Consider the following 16,790-nt stretch of genomic DNA (forward strand, 5'->3'; position numbering starts at 1 on the left):
CGGCTACGGTTTGGGCGGATCCTGGAGTTGATCGATTTTTCCACCCCACGAGAGCACGGTCGCTAGGCCCTTTTCTTTTTCCGCGGCGGCCTTGTCGCCGGCCTTCATGTAGTACATGGAGAGACTTGTGTGCGCGAGCATGTCGTTGGGATTGATTTCGATGGCGCGTTTGCCGGCTTCGATGGCGTCGGGGATTTTGTTGGCACGGAGGTAGGCCATGCCGAGCGCGTGCCACGCATCGAAATAATCGGGGGCGAGTTCGACGGCTTTGCGATAGCACCCGATGGCTTTTTCATACTCGGCCATCGCGAACTCCGCCATGCCCTCGTCGTAGTATTCTTCCTTGGTCATGAGTTCCTTTGGGGGTGCGCTCGTTTCAGTGTTTCACGGGCGAGGACGATGTCGTCGTCGGCCAGTTCTTCACGTTGCAATTTGCGCTTGAGCCACCAGTTGGGATCGTAATGGCCATCAAGGTCGCACAGCGGATGACCGGCGCCTTCGAGGCGGTCGAACATCCCCTGCTCCATTGCTGCACGGATCCGGTTGTCCGCAATGATTGGAATTGCGCCGAGCATTATTTTACCATGAGCGTACTGATGGCGTCCACCAGCCCAGGGATTGTGTGCACCTTTGCTTCCACGGCGATCTCCAAACCTTTGTCGCGCGCCGCTTGTGATGTTTGCGGGCCGATACTGGCGAAGCGCATTTGTGGAAACTTCACACGCAATCCGGGCACGTCGAGGAGATTGCAGAAATTGATTACGGTCGACGAACTGGTGAACGTTACCAGATCGGCGCCTTCATTGAGGAGCAGGGCGCGGTGACCGTTGCGGTCTTCTGTATCGGACACGGTTTGGTAGGCATCCAGATCGTCGACGATGGCACCGAGGTCTTCCAGTCCGCGAGCGAGGCGTTCGTCGGCCAGATCGGCGCGCGGAAGAAGGAGCTTCAAGTTTTCAACGCTTACCGACTTCTTGAACTCCGCCAGCAACGCCTCGGTGGTGAATTCCTCGGGTTGCAAATCCACCTCGAGGCGCAATTCCCCGATCTTCTGGGCCGTCACGGCGCCGATAGTCGCGATCTTCACAGCGCCGATTTCGCGGAGATCCTTGTACCGCGCGAAAAATAACTTAAAGAACGCGTCCACGCCGTTCGGGCTCGTAAAGACCAGCCAGTCATAGACCCCGATGCCATCGATGGCCTCGCGCAACGGGGCGACCTTTTTTGGTGGCTGGATGCGAATGGTCGGAATCTCCAGCACGTCGGCGCCGAGGTCGGCGAGCTGACGGACCAGTTCACTGGACTGTTCGCGGCTGCGCGTCACGACAATCCGCTTGCCAAAGAGCGGGCGACGTTCGAACCAATTTAGCTTTTCGCGTAACCGGGCGACCTCCCCGATAACGGTGACGGCCGGTGGCTTGAAATCGACCCCGGCAGCTACGTCGGCGATGGTGGCCAGCGTGCCCTGAATCGTTTGCTGCTTCCCAGTCGTGCCCCAGCGCACCATCGCGACGGGCGTTTCCGGCGTCGCGCCATGTCGCATCAGTTCGTCCGCGATGATTCCGATGCGCTCTACACCCATAAGGATCACGCGTGTTCCGAAAAATTTCGCCACGCTCGCCCAATCCACCTGCGTTTCTTCCTTGGTCGGGTCTTCGTGTCCCGTAATCACCATGAACGCCGTCGCCACACCCCGGTGGGTCACAGGAATCCCGGCGTAGGCCGGCGCGGCAATCGACGAACTGATCCCCGGCACAATTTCGAATTCGAGCCCGGCCTTTTGCAGTTCTTCAGCCTCTTCGCTGCCACGACCAAAGACAAACGGATCGCCACCCTTCAAACGTGTGACGACTTTGCCCTCGCGTGCCTTCTCGACAAGCAACGCATTGATCTCATCCTGCGTAAGCGTATGTTTTTTGGCTGTCTTCCCCGCGAAAATCAGTTCCACATCCGGCCGCGCATGGCGAAGCAACGCGGCATTAACCAGATTGTCGTACAGAATCACGTCCGCCGCCTGAATGCATTCCACACCGCGCACGGTGATCAAACCAGCGTCGCCAGGTCCCGCCCCCACCAAGTAGACTTTACCTTTGGTCTTCATCCAAGAACCTGCTTTGCCGCTCGCTCCCCGACGTCACGCGGATCATTCTTTGACCCGACAATCTCAACGCGGCTGACTTTCTTCCCATCAGGACTGAATGTAGCGCCAAGCATCCGCAGGTGTTCGCCCTCCACAGTCGCGTGCGCCGCGTAAGGCACCTGACAACCTCCGCCGAGCGCTTGTAGGAACACCCGTTCAGCGGTCGTACAGGCAGCCGCGCCGGGGTCGTTGATGAGCGCCATGGCTTCACAAGTCGCTGTATCGGACTCCCGAACTTCGCACGCGATAGCCCCCTGCCCCACAGCTGGAATCATCATTGCGAAATCAATCTCCTGCCAATGGAGATCGCCATAGGTTTTCCAGAGCCCAAGTCTGCGCAAGCCGGCTGCCGCGAGGATGAGCGCATCCAGCGAACTGTTCTCCTCCAGCTTGCGCAATCGCGTTTCCACGTTGCCACGGATTTCCTCGATCTGCAGGTCGGGCCGTTTCAACAACAACTGCGCGCGCCGTCGGATGCTACTCGTCGCCACCCGAGCCCCGTTCGGTAATTCCTGGATTGACGCGAACTTCTTCGAAATAAAGACGTCGTGGGGATCCTCGCGCGTTGGCACGGCGCCAATCACCAAACCTTCTGGTAGAATTGTGGGCAAATCCTTCAAGCTGTGCACGGCGACGTGAATTTCACCGCGAAGAAGCTGGTCTTCGATTTCCTTCGTGAACAATCCCTTGCCGCCACCTGCGGCGAGCGAGAGGTTTGTAAAATTGTCGCCGCTCGTGCTGATGATCTTCGTTTCGACGGGAAGCGCGGGGCTGTATTTCTGCAGCAGATTGCGGACGATCTCCACCTGCGCCAGTGCCAATGGGCTGCCTCGCGTGCCAATAATCAAGGGCTTCATGATACGTGGGTATGGGCCGGCTTTGGCGGGCGGGCGGCGACCACGTGGTTGCGGTAGCGTTCTTCGAGCGCTGCGCGGTTGCTTTCCAGCCATGTGGCAAAGCGCTGGCGGTGCTGGGCAATCAGGACCTGGCAAGCGGCAATCTCCCGTTCACGAGCGGTCATATTTTCACGCGCAATTTGCTCCAAATCGTCAATGTCATAAAGGTACACGCTCTCCAACTCGCCGCACGCCCGCTCAATATCGCGCGGCACAGCGATGTCGATGAGGAACAACGGGCGTTGGTGTCGGGCTTTCATGAGCGGGATGAGTTTCTCCCTCGTGACAATCGGATGCGGCGCAGCCGTTGAACTGATGACGATATCAACCACAGGAAATTCGGCCGGCCACTGATCGAATGAGATCGCACGGCCTTGTAGTTGCGTGGCCAAAGCCTCTGCGCGATCGTGCGTTCGGCTGCAGACCAGGATCGTACCCGCGCCCCGGCTCTGTAAGGCGCGTGCCGTCACCCCGCTTATCTCACCCGTGCCAATGACCATGACCGTGCATTTGCCGAGCTTGCCGAAGATTTTTCCCGCGAGATCGACAGCCACGGTGCCGACGGAGGTGGAACCGCGCGTGATGGCGGTGCTGGAACGAATATGCTTGGCTGCGGAGAAGGCTTTCTGAAAAAGACGGTTGAGGACGACGCCGGTCGCGCCGGCCTGTTGCGCGGCGTGGTACGCGTCCTTGACCTGGCCGAGAATCTCCGTCTCGCCCAGCACCATCGAGTCGAGCCCGCAGGCGACCTCGAGAAGATGTTGAATGCACTCGTGGTCGTGGTGTTCATAGAGATAGGCGTCAATCGAATCAGCCAGTTTGTGGTGATCGTGGAGAAACCGACGCGCCGCCTTTGTGGCCTCAGTGGCGTTATTGGCAAGACCGTAGATCTCGACGCGGTTGCAAGTGGAAAGAATCGCCGCTTCATGCAAAGGCGCGGCGTTGAGAAGCGCACGGGTCGCTTCGCCGAGCCGGCCTTCAGCAAAAGCCAGCCGTTCGCGCACTTCCACAGGTGCGCTGCGATGGTTCAAACCGATGACGATCAGGTTCATGGCCAGAGAAGGCTCACTCCCCAAAAGCCCGCAAGCATGAAGACAAACGACGCCATGGATGCCAGGGCAACCTTGCGTCCGCGCAGCGTCCACAATCCTCGCGCCAGCACGAGCGCGCCGTACAGCAGCCATACGGACACGGCCCAAATGATCTTGGGTGTCGTCCAATGCCCCACGATGTGATACGAGACCAAGCCGCCGATCATTCCCGCCGTGAGCATCACAAATCCCATGATCAAGAGTCGGTAATGAATCAAATCGAGCTGTTCAATGGACGGCAGAAGCAGGAAGGATGACGAGAGCTGGCGGCGTTTCAGCTGCCGCTCCTGGCGCAGGTACATGACGCCTGTCACGAACGCCAACGCGAAGGCGCCGGAGGCGAGAATGGCGATGGCCGCGTGAAATTCAACCCATGCGCTACGCGTGGCCGGTTGCGCCTGTACCACATCGATGGGAAGTATCAATACCGCGAGGCAAATCAGTAATACGAGTGGCGCGGTGAACGCACCGAGAAACGAGACACGGTAGGACGGACCAATGAGCAGGAAAAACAAAACCGCCGCCCACGCGATAAACGCCTGCGTCTCGAAAAGGTTCGTAAGCGGGCAACGCCCATCGGACTGGCCGCGCAGGTAGAGGAAGAAGGTATGCAGCGCGAAGCCAGCCGCCATCGCCGCGTAGTTGAGCCGTTGCAGCGTTGCTCCGCTGCCACCGGCGCGCAGTCGGCGCAGCGTCAGAACGCAACTCACGGCGTAGAATGCCTGGGCGAGCCAGAGAACTGTTCGGTCGGTCATCGTGCTTTCTTTGCGCGGCGGTTCGCGCTCATCGCCTTCAGGAGCCGAGGATACTCGTCGCCGAGGAAGTGTTCAAGATCGCGGCGCAGGCGCTTGGCGAAGGCGGGACTGGCTCCATCCGTGGAGATGGCCAGTGAGATCCCACCGCGTCGTGCCAATGACGGCACGAAGAAGTTGCCCGCCGAAGGCGGCGCGATACAATTCACCAACAGTTTGTGGCGTTTCGCCTCTGCGCAAACGACCTGATTAACTGCAAGATCATCAGTGGCGGCGATGGCGAGGCGCGCTCCGCGAAGGTCACCATGGCGGTAGCGTCGTCGTAACCAGCGCAGGCGTTTGGTTTGGGCGAGACTGCGCACGGACGTGGTTGCTTGTGGGCTAATGACCGTCACGACGGCCTCAGCCCGCAGCAGCATGCGAATTTTACGCGTGGCGACACGGCCCGCGCCGATGACGACAGTAGGCTGCTTGGAGAGATCGAGAAAAAGTGGGTAACGCATCTGCAGAAATTGGTGACGGAGGTGACGCGATCGTCACCCCCGTCGTTCGTTCATTGGAAGGGCTATAAGCCAGATTCTGTTATCGATAGTCATTTATCTATGCGACCTGTACCCGCAGCTCTCATCCCGAATTGCTTCGGGACCACGACGCGGGCCGCGTCTTGCCGCCTATTTGGTCTTGCTCCCGATGAGGTTTTCCGTGCCGCCGACATTGCTATCGACGCGGTGGGCTCTTACCCCGCCTTTTCACCCTTACCCGCCCCAGAAGCTGACGAGGCAGGCGGTTTATTTTCTGTGGCACTGTCTGTCAACCCGACATTACATCGAGCTGCCCTCGCTTGCGAAAGGCATCGCACCCTGTGGAGTCTGGACTTTCCTCCATCCCGACGGTGTCGGGACAGCGACTATCCGCCCTTCCAAATACCGATATAAATCAAACAACCAACGCCGAGGGCATGAGCCAACGGCGCCCGCACCCGCTACTCTGGCTGCCAATATAAGATACGACCACAGTAGTCGCAACTGGTTAGCGTAGTCCCGTTTTTGGCATTATGCACAAGCTGCGGTGGAATATTCAGATGACAACCGCCGCAGGTACCCTTGCGGATGGGAACAATCGCGAAGTCACTCTTGCTGTGCATCAGACGTTCGTAACGGTTGAGCGCGTCCGGGTCCGCCTCCTGCACAAGGCCCTGGCGTTCGGCCTGCAGCCGTGCCAGTTCCTGTTCAACCATCGCGATGCGCTTCTGCAAGTCCGCGCGTTCCGCTTCTGCCTTCGCGGCGATTTCTTTTAGGGTGGCCTGCTCTTGCTTGACCGCCGGTTGAAGTTGGTCGCCTTTCTCCATCACTTCCAGCTCATGCGTCTCGATGACATCGATCTCCTGCTCGGCCTTGGCAATTTCCTTGAGCAAGGCCTGGTATTCGGTGTTCGACTTGATGAGTGAAAGTTGCGTCCGATATTTCGCGATCTGCCCGCGCTTGGCTTCCACGTCGATTTCCAACTTCTTGCGGTCGGCTTCGATATGTTTGGCCTGGTCGCGCAAGGAATCGAGGCGTGCGGACTCAGCCTTCAGGCTTTGTTCCGTCGCGGCGACCTGCTCGGGAATACGGATGCGCTCGGCCTTGAGCTGGGCGATGCGACGATCCCGATCCTGTAGTATCAACAATTTTTCGAGGACTGGCAGCATGAAATCTTTTCCTGGTATTCAGTGTAAAGGGCCGCGCGCGGAGTGTCAACGCCCCGCCCGCGACTGTTTCCGCATCAATTGCTCGACGTACTTGCCAAGAATATCGGCTTCAAGATTAACAAAATCACCGGTGCGGCAAGATCGCAAGTTCGTGATCTTGCGCGTGAGTGGGATGATCCAGACACGAAACCAGTTGCGACGCACACTGGCGACCGTCAGGCTGATTCCATCAACGGCGATGGAGCCTTTTTCAACGATGTACCGCATGACTGATGACGGGGCTTCGACGTCGAGCACGTAATCCTTGCCCTTACGGTCGAACTGGCGAATCTTTCCACGCCCATCAACGTGACCGAGCACAAAGTGGCCATCGAGCCGTGCATCCGCGCGGAGCGGACGTTCGAGATTCACCAAAAAGCCTTCCCGTACGAACTCAAGATTTGTCCGCTCAAGAGTTTCATTGAGCACATCGAAACGGAGCGCGCCTCGGCTTTTTGCGACCACCGTTAGACATGCGCCGTTGACAGCCACGCTGCTTCCCACATGCAGCGATCGGGCAATCTTGGAGGCGCGAACCGTCAGTTCGGTCGAGTGTTTGCCCGAACGAATGCGCACAACTTGACCAGCCACTTCAACGATTCCCGTGAACATCCCTAGACGATAAAGACGCGTCTGGTGAGTGTCGAGCAAAGTCTTTTCACATCTCGCATTCGCACGAAACCGGGCCCGGCAGTAATCGCGTTGGCAGCGCCGCAGGCTGCGCCAAACCGCGCGGCCTCGGGTACCGGCTGCCCGCGTACCAAGGCAAATGCAATGCCAGCCATCATGGCATCGCCGGAACCGATTGGGTTCTTTGTTTCCACCTGCGGAGGCGTGAAAGTCGATGCCTGAACACCGGGCATCTCGCTCACGTAAATGCTCTTTGCGCCGTCGCCGATCACTGCCCAGTGTGGACCGCGTCTCATCAACTTACCCACCGCGGGCAAAACACTCTTTCGTCCTGCGCATTCGATGCCGGTGGCCGCCGCCAGTTCATCTCGGTTTATTCTGACGAGAAAGGGCTGCCGCTTGAGGGCATTTCGCAGTTGCGCTTTCTGCGCGTCGATCAATACCCGCACGCCACGACGTGTGGACTCGTCGACCAGACGGGCATAGAAATCATCACCGCAACCTTTCGGCACCGTTCCTGTCAGGACAACCAGGTCAGCCTTTCGTACGTCCAGGCTAAATGCGCGCAGCACTTCCCTGACCTCTGCGGAGGTGAGCGGCCCCGCTTCCTCCACCAACTCTGTTGTCGTGTCACAGGAAAGCAGGGTCTGGCAAATCCGTGTTTCCGCCTTCACGGGTACGACACGTGCATTCAATCCCTGCTTTTTCAACTGCGCTTTCAACAGCCGTCCACGTTCGCCGCCTGCGATGGTCAATAGTTTCACATCCGCGCCGAGGATCGACACCACTCGCGCTACATTTACTCCTTTGCCGGACGCGGTTTCGCTAACTCGCGTGGCGCGGTTGACCTTGCCGGAGACAACCTGTTCAAACACCAGCGTCCGTTGCCACGCAGGAGACAAACCAACGACCAGGATCATCTCTTGACTCTCGCTTCCACGAGCATTTCATCCTTGCCGATTCTTCGCCAGTGGCAGTCCAGTAAACGCACAGAGCTCTTAACCTTTGGTGAACCTTCGCCTCCAACTGCCGTAACCGCGTCTTGACCGCCGATGACGACGGGCGCGAAAAATAGGGCGACTTTGTCCACCAATCGTTTGTCGAAGAGCGATCCAAGCAACTCGCCGCCTCCTTCCACCAACACGCTCGTGATGCCCATTTTGCCGAGTACGCGCAGCGCCGCACGCAAGTGCGAGCGTCCTTTATTTCCTTTTATGACGAGTACACGGACACCTGATCGACCAAGGTCTCTTCGCCAGCGCGGAGAGGAAGAGGATGTTGTTAGAACAATGCTGCGTTGACGATGCCCGTTGGTAAACAATTTCGCGGCCAGAGGACAACGCCCACGGCCATCGACAACCACGCGCCACGGCTGTTTGCCGCGCACAACACGCCGTACCGTCAATCGCGGATCGTCGCGAATCACCGTGTTTGCGCCGACCATGATCGCATCGGCCTTTGCACGCAACTTATGGGCTTCGTGTCGCGCCGCCGTGCTTGTGATCCACTTCGAGTCACCGGTGCGCGTAGCGATCTTGCCATCGAAACTCATCGCCGCCTTGGCGATCACTAACGGTATTCCAGACGTGACCCATTTATTGAAAGCTTCATTCAAGGTGGTCGCCTCGTCGGCCAGCAAACCAACCTCGACGCGAATCCCCGCGCGGCGCAACAACTTCAGCCCGCGCTCATTGTGCCGGGGATTTGGATCGAGTGCCGCGACAACCACGCGCTTCACGCCCGCGGCGATGATCGCATCGGTGCACGGCGGCGTCTTCCCCCACGTGGAACATGGCTCCATCGTCACATATAATGTCGCGCCCCGCGCCTTCACATTGCGCAATGCAAGCACCTCGGCATGTGGCCCGCCCGCGCTCTTGTGCCACCCTTCGGAAATGACACGGCCATTGTGGACAAGCAGAGCACCAACCGCGGGATTCGGGCTTGTTTTTCCCAATCCACGCCGCGCCAGTGCGAGCGCGCGCTGCATGAATTGTTCGTCTTGCGGCGTGAAAGCCATGAGGTTAATTCTACCAGTCAAGAACCGCTCTCTGCAAACAGGGCTTCCGCAAATTGCTTGGGGTCGAACGGCTGGAGATCGTCGACCTGCTCGCCTAGGCCGATGAATTTTACGGGGATTTTTAGTTCACGGGCAATGGCGACGACGATGCCGCCTTTGGCGGTGCCGTCGAGTTTGGTGACGACCAGACCGGTGACGCCTAGCGTTTGATTGAATTCACGGGCTTGATTCAGGGCGTTGGAGCCGGTGGTGGAGTCGAGCACCAGGAGAATCTCGTGGGGCGCGGTGGGCACCTTCTTCTGCAGCGAGCGGTGCATTTTCTTCATCTCTTCCATGAGATTCTTCTTCGTGTGCAAGCGACCGGCGGTGTCGATGATCAGGTAATCGACCTTGCGATTGATGGCGGCTTCGAGGGCATCGTAGGCGATCGCAGCGGAGTCGGCGCCGTATTGACCGGCGATCACGTCACAACCTACGCGTTGACCCCAGATCTTCAGTTGCTCGATGGCTGCGGCGCGGAACGTGTCGCACGCGGCGAGCAACACTGTGTTCCCCTGCCCCTTCAGCCAGTGGGCCAGTTTTGCGGTTGAGGTCGTTTTGCCCGTACCGTTAACGCCTGCTACGAGGATGACTGTCGGTGGAGCGGAAGCCTTGATCAGTCCGTGCGATGATACGCCCAGTTCGTGTTCAATTTCAGCACGGGCGATGGCGAAGACATCGACCTGGCCGGATTGTTTGGCGGCTTCCTTGGTTTGCTCGATGATCTTTGTGGCGGTACCGACGCCGATGTCAGTTGAGATGAGGACGGCTTCGAGTTCTTCGAGGGAATCGGCATCGAGTTTCGGGGCGCGGGTGACAATACGCGTGATCTCGGTGGCAAGTTTTTGCTGCGTCTTGCGCAGGCCGTCGCGGAATTTCTGGAAGAGATCCATTACGATTTCGCTGGTGCGCGGGCTTTCAACACCTCGACGCGTTCGTAGGGTAACTTGATCCTGCCGAGAAGCATGCCATCACGTCCAAGGCCGTGGCAGTCGCTACCGCCGGTGGCGCAGACGCCAAGTGTTTCCGCCATCTTTTCGTAGTGTTCAACTTGTGCAGGCGTGTGGCGGGAGTGCCACACTTCGATGCCGCTCATCCCCTGATCGACCATTTCGTGAAGGCGTTTGTCGAGATAGTTCAGGCCCGGATGCGCGATTACCGCCACACCGCCTGCGCGTTTGATGTGGCCGATGGTCTCGGCAGCTTCCATCCGATAGCGTTCGACGTAGGCGGGCTTGCCGCGTTTTAGAAAGCGGTTGAACGCTTCTTCCACACTGGCGACGAAGCCGCGCTTTACCAGCGCCTGGGCGACATGCGGGCGGCCGACCGTGCCACAATCAGAGCATGCGAACACATCTTCGACTGTCAGCGCGACGCCCAACTCATTCAATTTTGCCACGAATTGATCGACGCGTTCTCGCCGCACGCGCGTGGCGTGATCCAACACCATGCGCAGATTCGGGTCGCGCCACGAATCACCGAACAGGTACGCGAGCATGTGAAGTTCCTGCGTGTCAATGCGGCTGGTGATTTCGACGCCGGGGATGACTTCGATGCCCAGCTCCTGACCGGCTGCGAGCGCTTCGGGAATCGCGTCGAGCGTGTCGTGGTCGGTAACGGCTATGGCCGTGAAACCAAGCTTGAGCGCGTGCTCGACGAGTTCGCGTGGCGTGAAGGTACCGTCTGAATAGCGCGTGTGCAGATGCAGATCCGCGAAGCGCGATGGAGTCGCGGCGGAAGTCATTGCGCAGACGCGGCCGTGCGCGAAGGTCGGGTCAGGTCAGCCTTCAGGCGGTCGAGGATGCCGTTGACGAACGCGCCCGATTCGCGCGTGGAAAACTTCTTCGCGATGTCGACCGCTTCGTTGATGCTGACCACGGGCGGGATATCGTCTCGGAACAGCATCTCGTACATGGCGAGCCGCAGGATGTTGCGGTCAACGGCGGCGATGCGGGGCAAATCCCAATTATCTGTGTATTTCGCAATCCGTTCGTCGATGGCCACCTTGCGCTCAACCACGCCATGGATGAGTTCCTCGGTGAACTTGCGACCGTCTTCGCCGACTTCCGATTGTGTTTCCCAGAACAGCGGCAGCGCCTCCTCTAATGATCCGCCGCTGAGATCAAATTGATAAAGGAATTGCACGGCCAACTCGCGCGCGATGCGGCGTTTCCCGTGCGGCTTTACAGGTTTTTCCATAACCGTGCCATTTCAATGGCGGTCAGGGCCGCCTCACGACCGCGATTGTGTTTCTTGCCGAGGCAACGCACACGCGCCTGCTTCATCTTGTTCGCCGCAACAATGCCGAAGACGGTCGGCACACCGGTCTGAATCGCGATGTTCGTAAGGCCGTGGGCCACTGCACTGCCGATGAGGTGCGCGTGGCGGGTTTCGCCTTCCAGCAAGATTCCCAGACCGATGACGCAATCACACGTGCCACTCTTGGCGAGGCGAGCTGCGGCCGCGGTAACTTCAAAACTGCCGGGAACGCGCAGGACCTTGATATCGCACGTGTCCGCGCCGGCTTTCGCCAACGTGTCGATGCAGTTTGCCAGCAACGCGTCCGCGAGGTCGGTGTTGTAACGCGCGGTGGCGATGCCGAAGCGCAGACCCGCGGCGGAGAGTCGCCGTTCAGTTTTCTTTGCGCGCAGCATGATTACAGGGCGTGGCCCATTTTCGTCTTCTTGGTTTCGAGGTATTTGGTGTTGTGCGTGTTCGGCTCGGAGCGGATCGGGACCTGTTCCACAATCTCGAGGTTGAAGCCCTCCAGGCCCACGACTTTTTTCGGATTGTTCGTGAGCAAGCGAATGCTGTGCAAGCCGAGATCGACCAGAATCTGCGCGCCGAGACCATATTCGCGCAAGTCGGGCTTGAAGCCGAGCTTCTCGTTGGCTTCGACCGTGTCGAGGCCCTTTTCCTGGAGCGCGTAGGCGTGGATTTTGTTGGCGAAGCCGATGCCACGCCCCTCTTGCCGCATGTAAACCAGAACGCCCTCGCCCTCTTCCGCGATCCGTTTCAAGGCGTCGTGCAGTTGCGGGCCGCAGTCGCAGCGCAGCGAACCGAACACATCGCCCGTCAGACATTCACTGTGGACGCGGACGAGAACGTTCTCCTTGCCGCGCACGTTTCCCATCACCAGCGCGGCGTGATGCTGGCCGTCCACGAGGGAACGATAAAGATGCAGTTTGAATTCGCCGTAGGCGGTCGGCAGCGCAACCTCCTGCTCTTTCGCAACCAGTTTCTCGCGCAGACGGCGATATTCGATGAAATCGCGAATCGTGCAGATCTTCAACCCGAACTCTTCCTTGAATTTCATCAGGTCGGGCAGGCGCGCCATGGTGCCGTCTTCGTTTAGAATCTCGCAAAGGACCGCGACGGGAAACAGTCCCGCCATTTTCACGAGGTCGACTGACGCCTCGGTGTGGCCGGCACGACGCAGCACGCCGCCTTCCCGGGCCTGGAGCGGAAAGATGTGACCCGGAGACACGAGATCCCCTGGAGCAGCGTTCGGATCAGCCAGTACGCGGATGCTACGGGCGCGATCCGGGGCGCTGATACCCGTGGTGATGCCGTCCCGCGCATCGACGCTGACCATAAAGTCGGTTTTGAAGCTCTCGCGATTCTCGGCAACCATCCGACCAATGCCGAGCGCCTTGAGGCGTGATTCGGTAGACGGGACGCAGATCAAGCCGCGCCCATGTTTCGTCATGAAATTGACGGTTTCCGGCGTGACTTTTTCCGCAGCCATGATGAGGTCGCCTTCATTCTCGCGGTCCTCGTCGTCCGTGACGATGATCATGCGCCCGAGGCGGATATCTTCTAGGCATTCCTCAATCGAATTGAAGCGGAACGCCTGTTTATGGGATGGCTCATTCATGACAACAACTGCAAGGTTACCAACAACTGTGGCGAAAGGCAAACGCCGGGCGCGGCTAGTGCGGCGTAGCAGTCGTGGCTTTACAATCAGGCCGAGAGATAACAACACCCCTCACCCAACCCTCTCCCCCAAGGGGAGAGGCGAACCATGGAAGGCAATAGTGCTTTTCCTCTCCCCTCCGGGGGAGAGGATTAAGGTGAGGGGGACAGCCGGAAAAGCGCCAAGTCATTTCTGTGACACGACACTAGCCCCTGCCCTTTTTGAAGTGGACGCCCTTCACGTGGAGCAGGACGACCCAGAAGCGGTAGAGGTCGAGGCGCTTATCGAGGCGCGCGTAGTTCTTCTCGATGAGATCGCGGACGATGGCGTCCATTTCCGCGTACTGCATGGCGGTCTTGATGGCGATATTTTGCAGGTCAGCCGAGGCCGTGAGCGACCACTTGCCGTTGAGCGCTGCCAAAAGGAATTTCACGGTCCGTTCGTTCAAGCCCATCTTTTCCGCGTGCTCGAACAGGTCTTCTGGAAAGCGCAGATGATCGACAAAGCTTTCGGGCACGGATGACGGAAAGCGCACCTTGCCCACGAATGTCTTCTCGGTAACGACGTCCCCCACCAGAACCGTATCACTCATGCACGCAACGGTAGTAAGTCGCGCCGGGAGACTCAACTAAAAATGTTTGAGTGAGGTGGGAGCGAAGTTGATAGCATATCCCCGCTTTGGACGGTTTGCAACCCCTGCGGTTTGTACTCGCGAGGGTTGCCGTAATACTTACTGACTCACATTACCCCGACGCCGTACTCGCACATACACGAAGCCAAGCAACAGAGGATCGATGACTAAGCCTGGCAAAAACGTCCACACTGTCACGCTCCGCTCGAAGGCGGCAGAGACCAACGCCAGAGGAATATTGAATACTAACACCATAGCTAGAATACCCCTCCACCAATAGAATTTGATGGGAGCCTTCCGTGGTGTCCCATTCTCCGCCAAATACGCCCGCATATATGGCCGAAGACAACTCGTGCGAATGTGAAACCACGTGGAATAGCCCAAAAGTCCGAGACCAACAGAAATCCAACAGGCCCAACTAGGATTATTACTCCAGTGATAGATAAACAAACCCACGGTCGCCGGAATATAGACACTCAAAATGACGCCGAGCCACCAAACGCGTTTGTGCAGTGGCGTCTTTCCGAATCTTCCGCCGCTGGCCAGCAACACCTCGATGCGCTTGGCAGGAGACAACGGTGCAAGCTCTGGAACCGCCCCGTAGGTAAGGAAAATTTTGCCCATGACGTTTTGTATTATCTAATGATAAATTTCAGCCACGACGAGCCACCTTAGCGGTCGCGGTCGGTTGAATTAGAGCATCAAGCATGCCTCTCGCCAGACGAACAACCCTCGAGATCCCCTCGGAAGAAGGGAATCCGTATTCTGTATTCCGTCGTCGGTAAGCCCATGACAAACAAGTATGCCAAGGATGTATCGTTAATCGATATTTGCGCTGGACACGGCGTTCCCGGGTGGGTATACTCGGTGCAAAGATGAACCTTGAACGTTCGAAGAGGATTCGGAGCAGGTTTTCCAACGACGGCATGCGCGCCGCGCGCGCTACAAATTCTATCGGCACCGGCGTCATGTCCGCGCCTTACAGCGCGGCTACAGCGGAGACGACGGACGCCGGCAAAACACGTTTTTGCGAAACGAACCCCCCAGTTAAGGGGCCTTGTATGAACATGTTGGGAACATGGGGTCGGGGATCTGGCAGAGTGGTTTGTGGCGGATCCAGCTCCGCCGGGGCTTGGTCGCAACCTGCGGCGCGGTGGGCCACCGCACCCTACCAAAACCTTCGGGAGGCCAAAGGGGTTTGAAAGCATGCGATTCTGCGAAACGAACCGGATTTATTTTTGATGGAAAATAGCATTTATCATTAGGGGCACAATGGGTTACGCGATGAGAGATGAGGAAATTGAATCCGGTTCGTTTGGCGAAGCCGAATGCGGCAAACAGATCTCGTGCGGGAGGTTAATTAGCGAGGTAGGGCCGGAGGTGATTTGCTCGCGCCGATCTGCGAATGAGAGATTCTTCGCTTCGCTCAGAATGACAAACTATGGAAAGCGAAGGCGGCAACCGGGACGGTTCCTTACCGGGAAATTGCGGCGAAATCACAGCGTGCCGGGTCTTGTCGGATTCGGCCACAGTGGCGTTCCGTCGGTGGTTTTGCGGGGAACGAGGGTCCCTATACGTTTCTGCGAAACGAACCCATTTCAAATTCGAGGACTTGTTTATGTATTTCCGATACCCACAAGCACTTATGCCGTTTGCAGAGGCGTTTGCAAATGGGTTCGTTTTGGAAAACGAACCCATTTTACAGGGGTTTTCGAGGCCTCACACGTTGGGAACTTGGTGGTTTAGGGCACAAATTCATGCCGCAGATTCCTAAATTGACTCCGATGCAGCCCCCCGTTAACGTTACCCGCCATGCGCACCGCTGAAACCCTCAAACGCACGCCTTTGTACGCGGCGCACCTTGAGTGCGGCGCGAAAATGGTGGCGTTTGGTGGATGGGAAATGCCAGTGCAATACTCGGGGATTCTTGCGGAGCATACCGCGGTGCGCGAGCGAGTTGGGCTTTTTGACATTTCGCACATGGGGGAATTTCTGGTTGCGGGGCCGAACGCGGAACGAGCGCTCAACGGCTTGCTGACCAACGATGTGACCAAACTCTCTGTCGGTCAGGCCCAATACACGCTGATGTGCAATCATCAGGGCGGCGTCTTGGATGATTTGATCGTTTATCGTCTTGAGCCGAGCGTCTATCTCGTCATCGTAAACGCGGGCAACATCGAGAAAGATTTCGTGTGGATGAACACTGAAACGACGGTGTCAGTGATAATCGGGAACCTAAGCGATCGCTTTGCAGCGCTGGCGCTCCAGGGACCGGCGGCGAGCAAGTTCTTTGACTTTTCGGCCACGCTGCCGCATTTCCATGTGCAGCGACACCAGGTATTTGACAAGGACTGCTGGGTCGCGCGCACGGGTTACACCGGTGAGGACGGGCTTGAGATCTTCTGCGAAGCGGCCGACGCGCCGCATTTATGGCGGATGTTGCTGGCCAAGGGTGAGCCATTTGGCATCAAGCCGTGCGGACTTGGCGCCCGCGACACGCTGCGCCTGGAGATGTGCTACCCGCTTCACGGGAACGACCTTAGCGAGGAGACCACGCCATTGGAAGCGGGCCTTGGGAAGTTTGTCTCATTTGACAAAGGCGCGTTCATTGGAAGTGATGCGCTCGTGGAGCAGAGGGCGAAAGGAGTCGGTCGCAAGCTTGTCGCCTTCACGATGGCCGAGAAATCGCCGCCGCCGCGACCGCACTATGCTATTCTGGCGAACGGCCGAAAGGTCGGCGAAATCACAAGCGGCACGCAATCGCCCACCTTGAGCGTAGGTATCGGTATGGGTTACGTGGAAACGGCTTGCGCGTCTGTCGGTACGCAGATTGAAATCGAGATTCGTGGAAAAAGGTTCCCGGCGGTTATCCAGAAGAAACCAATTCTCAAGAAAGGCCCATGAACGTTCCAAAGAATTTGAAATACGCCAAAACTCACGAATGGG

The 16,790-nt window shown here is 58.1% G+C and carries 19 protein-coding genes and 1 other RNA gene; 1 reads left to right on the plus strand and 19 read right to left on the minus strand.

All coding sequences use genetic code 11. From position 1 onward, the window contains the following. Nucleotides 1-3 precede the first annotated feature (3 nt). The 19 genes from VNL17_11760 to VNL17_11850 form a co-directional block, all read right to left on the minus strand. The gene (locus VNL17_11760) at nucleotides 4-351 is read right to left on the minus strand and encodes a tetratricopeptide repeat protein (GenBank protein HXI84751.1); all 348 of its coding nucleotides are present in this window, start codon (nucleotides 349-351) and stop codon (nucleotides 4-6) included. Continuing rightward, on the minus strand, nucleotides 348-575 hold the full coding sequence (locus VNL17_11765; GenBank protein HXI84752.1) for a DnaJ family domain-containing protein: 228 nt from the start codon (nucleotides 573-575) through the stop codon (nucleotides 348-350). The genes VNL17_11760 and VNL17_11765 overlap by 4 nt, the downstream gene beginning before the upstream one ends. Then, nucleotides 575-2,101: a uroporphyrinogen-III C-methyltransferase gene (gene cobA / locus VNL17_11770; protein ID HXI84753.1), complete on the minus strand. Its 1,527-nt coding sequence runs from the start codon at nucleotides 2,099-2,101 to the stop codon at nucleotides 575-577. The genes VNL17_11765 and cobA overlap by 1 nt, the downstream gene beginning before the upstream one ends. Then, on the minus strand, nucleotides 2,098-2,997 hold the full coding sequence (hemC, locus tag VNL17_11775; protein ID HXI84754.1) for a hydroxymethylbilane synthase: 900 nt from the start codon (nucleotides 2,995-2,997) through the stop codon (nucleotides 2,098-2,100). The genes cobA and hemC overlap by 4 nt, the downstream gene beginning before the upstream one ends. Beyond that, nucleotides 2,994-4,088 carry a glutamyl-tRNA reductase gene (hemA, locus tag VNL17_11780; GenBank protein HXI84755.1) on the minus strand — a complete coding sequence of 365 codons (1,095 nt, stop codon included), beginning with the start codon at nucleotides 4,086-4,088 and terminating at the stop codon, nucleotides 2,994-2,996. Before hemA ends, hemC begins: the two co-directional genes overlap by 4 nt. Further along, nucleotides 4,085-4,882: a cytochrome c biogenesis protein CcsA gene (gene ccsA, locus VNL17_11785; GenBank protein ID HXI84756.1), complete on the minus strand. Its 798-nt coding sequence runs from the start codon at nucleotides 4,880-4,882 to the stop codon at nucleotides 4,085-4,087. The genes hemA and ccsA overlap by 4 nt, the downstream gene beginning before the upstream one ends. Next, a complete protein-coding gene (locus VNL17_11790; protein ID HXI84757.1) occupies nucleotides 4,879-5,382 on the minus strand; it encodes a bifunctional precorrin-2 dehydrogenase/sirohydrochlorin ferrochelatase in 504 nt (167 codons plus the stop codon). Before VNL17_11790 ends, ccsA begins: the two co-directional genes overlap by 4 nt. 49 nt (nucleotides 5,383-5,431) lie before the next feature. Next, nucleotides 5,432-5,802: RNase P RNA component class A (rnpB, locus tag VNL17_11795), an RNA gene on the minus strand. Nucleotides 5,803-5,861: 59 nt separating this feature from the next. After that, nucleotides 5,862-6,569 (minus strand): C4-type zinc ribbon domain-containing protein, encoded by a 708-nt coding sequence (locus VNL17_11800; GenBank protein ID HXI84758.1) that lies wholly within the window; start codon nucleotides 6,567-6,569, stop codon nucleotides 5,862-5,864. Nucleotides 6,570-6,614: 45 nt separating this feature from the next. Further along, complete coding sequence (locus VNL17_11805; protein ID HXI84759.1) at nucleotides 6,615-7,220, minus strand: riboflavin synthase; 606 nt, start codon at nucleotides 7,218-7,220, stop codon at nucleotides 6,615-6,617. A 2-nt stretch (nucleotides 7,221-7,222) separates the two neighbouring features. Beyond that, a complete protein-coding gene (locus VNL17_11810) occupies nucleotides 7,223-8,158 on the minus strand; it encodes a 1-phosphofructokinase family hexose kinase (GenBank protein HXI84760.1) in 936 nt (311 codons plus the stop codon). Further along, a complete protein-coding gene (ribD, locus tag VNL17_11815) occupies nucleotides 8,155-9,258 on the minus strand; it encodes a bifunctional diaminohydroxyphosphoribosylaminopyrimidine deaminase/5-amino-6-(5-phosphoribosylamino)uracil reductase RibD (protein HXI84761.1) in 1,104 nt (367 codons plus the stop codon). The genes VNL17_11810 and ribD overlap by 4 nt, the downstream gene beginning before the upstream one ends. Before the next feature lie 17 nt (nucleotides 9,259-9,275). Continuing rightward, nucleotides 9,276-10,190, minus strand: coding sequence for a signal recognition particle-docking protein FtsY (ftsY, locus tag VNL17_11820; protein HXI84762.1), 915 nt, complete (start codon nucleotides 10,188-10,190; stop codon nucleotides 9,276-9,278). Continuing rightward, nucleotides 10,190-11,041, minus strand: coding sequence for a PHP domain-containing protein (locus tag VNL17_11825; protein HXI84763.1), 852 nt, complete (start codon nucleotides 11,039-11,041; stop codon nucleotides 10,190-10,192). Before VNL17_11825 ends, ftsY begins: the two co-directional genes overlap by 1 nt. Further along, nucleotides 11,038-11,496, minus strand: coding sequence for a transcription antitermination factor NusB (gene nusB, locus VNL17_11830; protein HXI84764.1), 459 nt, complete (start codon nucleotides 11,494-11,496; stop codon nucleotides 11,038-11,040). Before nusB ends, VNL17_11825 begins: the two co-directional genes overlap by 4 nt. Then, the gene (gene ribH, locus VNL17_11835; protein ID HXI84765.1) at nucleotides 11,481-11,951 is read right to left on the minus strand and encodes a 6,7-dimethyl-8-ribityllumazine synthase; all 471 of its coding nucleotides are present in this window, start codon (nucleotides 11,949-11,951) and stop codon (nucleotides 11,481-11,483) included. Before ribH ends, nusB begins: the two co-directional genes overlap by 16 nt. A 2-nt stretch (nucleotides 11,952-11,953) precedes the next feature. Further along, nucleotides 11,954-13,174: a bifunctional 3,4-dihydroxy-2-butanone-4-phosphate synthase/GTP cyclohydrolase II gene (locus tag VNL17_11840; GenBank protein HXI84766.1), complete on the minus strand. Its 1,221-nt coding sequence runs from the start codon at nucleotides 13,172-13,174 to the stop codon at nucleotides 11,954-11,956. Nucleotides 13,175-13,418: 244 nt separating this feature from the next. Then, nucleotides 13,419-13,805 carry a hypothetical protein gene (locus VNL17_11845; GenBank protein ID HXI84767.1) on the minus strand — a complete coding sequence of 129 codons (387 nt, stop codon included), beginning with the start codon at nucleotides 13,803-13,805 and terminating at the stop codon, nucleotides 13,419-13,421. Nucleotides 13,806-13,943: 138 nt separating this feature from the next. After that, nucleotides 13,944-14,468, minus strand: a complete 525-nt coding sequence (locus VNL17_11850; protein ID HXI84768.1) for a hypothetical protein — start codon at nucleotides 14,466-14,468, stop codon at nucleotides 13,944-13,946. A gap of 1,188 nt (nucleotides 14,469-15,656) precedes the next feature. Between VNL17_11850 and gcvT the strand changes: the two genes are divergently transcribed. Further along, nucleotides 15,657-16,748 carry a glycine cleavage system aminomethyltransferase GcvT gene (gene gcvT / locus VNL17_11855; protein HXI84769.1) on the plus strand — a complete coding sequence of 364 codons (1,092 nt, stop codon included), beginning with the start codon at nucleotides 15,657-15,659 and terminating at the stop codon, nucleotides 16,746-16,748. Nucleotides 16,749-16,790 lie beyond the last annotated feature (42 nt).

It is taken from the genome of Verrucomicrobiia bacterium, from assembly GCA_035577545.1.
Taxonomy (GTDB): domain Bacteria; phylum Verrucomicrobiota; class Verrucomicrobiia; order Palsa-1439; family Palsa-1439; genus Palsa-1439.

Bases quoted from the DNA above. Each gene is read 5' to 3' on its own strand.
- VNL17_11760 (HXI84751.1), bottom strand. From the start codon at position 351: ATGACCAAGGAAGAATACTACGACGAGGGCATGGCGGAGTTCGCGATG.
- VNL17_11765 (HXI84752.1), bottom strand. From the start codon at position 575: ATGCTCGGCGCAATTCCAATCATTGCGGACAACCGGATCCGTGCAGCA.
- cobA (HXI84753.1), bottom strand. From the start codon at position 2,101: ATGAAGACCAAAGGTAAAGTCTACTTGGTGGGGGCGGGACCTGGCGAC.
- hemC (HXI84754.1), bottom strand. From the start codon at position 2,997: ATGAAGCCCTTGATTATTGGCACGCGAGGCAGCCCATTGGCACTGGCG.
- hemA (HXI84755.1), bottom strand. From the start codon at position 4,088: ATGAACCTGATCGTCATCGGTTTGAACCATCGCAGCGCACCTGTGGAA.
- ccsA (HXI84756.1), bottom strand. From the start codon at position 4,882: ATGACCGACCGAACAGTTCTCTGGCTCGCCCAGGCATTCTACGCCGTG.
- VNL17_11790 (HXI84757.1), bottom strand. From the start codon at position 5,382: ATGCGTTACCCACTTTTTCTCGATCTCTCCAAGCAGCCTACTGTCGTC.
- VNL17_11800 (HXI84758.1), bottom strand. From the start codon at position 6,569: ATGCTGCCAGTCCTCGAAAAATTGTTGATACTACAGGATCGGGATCGT.
- VNL17_11805 (HXI84759.1), bottom strand. From the start codon at position 7,220: ATGTTCACGGGAATCGTTGAAGTGGCTGGTCAAGTTGTGCGCATTCGT.
- VNL17_11810 (HXI84760.1), bottom strand. From the start codon at position 8,158: ATGATCCTGGTCGTTGGTTTGTCTCCTGCGTGGCAACGGACGCTGGTG.
- ribD (HXI84761.1), bottom strand. From the start codon at position 9,258: ATGGCTTTCACGCCGCAAGACGAACAATTCATGCAGCGCGCGCTCGCA.
- ftsY (HXI84762.1), bottom strand. From the start codon at position 10,190: ATGGATCTCTTCCAGAAATTCCGCGACGGCCTGCGCAAGACGCAGCAA.
- VNL17_11825 (HXI84763.1), bottom strand. From the start codon at position 11,041: ATGACTTCCGCCGCGACTCCATCGCGCTTCGCGGATCTGCATCTGCAC.
- nusB (HXI84764.1), bottom strand. From the start codon at position 11,496: ATGGAAAAACCTGTAAAGCCGCACGGGAAACGCCGCATCGCGCGCGAG.
- ribH (HXI84765.1), bottom strand. From the start codon at position 11,951: ATGCTGCGCGCAAAGAAAACTGAACGGCGACTCTCCGCCGCGGGTCTG.
- VNL17_11840 (HXI84766.1), bottom strand. From the start codon at position 13,174: ATGAATGAGCCATCCCATAAACAGGCGTTCCGCTTCAATTCGATTGAG.
- VNL17_11845 (HXI84767.1), bottom strand. From the start codon at position 13,805: ATGAGTGATACGGTTCTGGTGGGGGACGTCGTTACCGAGAAGACATTC.
- VNL17_11850 (HXI84768.1), bottom strand. From the start codon at position 14,468: ATGGGCAAAATTTTCCTTACCTACGGGGCGGTTCCAGAGCTTGCACCG.
- gcvT (HXI84769.1), top strand. From the start codon at position 15,657: ATGCGCACCGCTGAAACCCTCAAACGCACGCCTTTGTACGCGGCGCAC.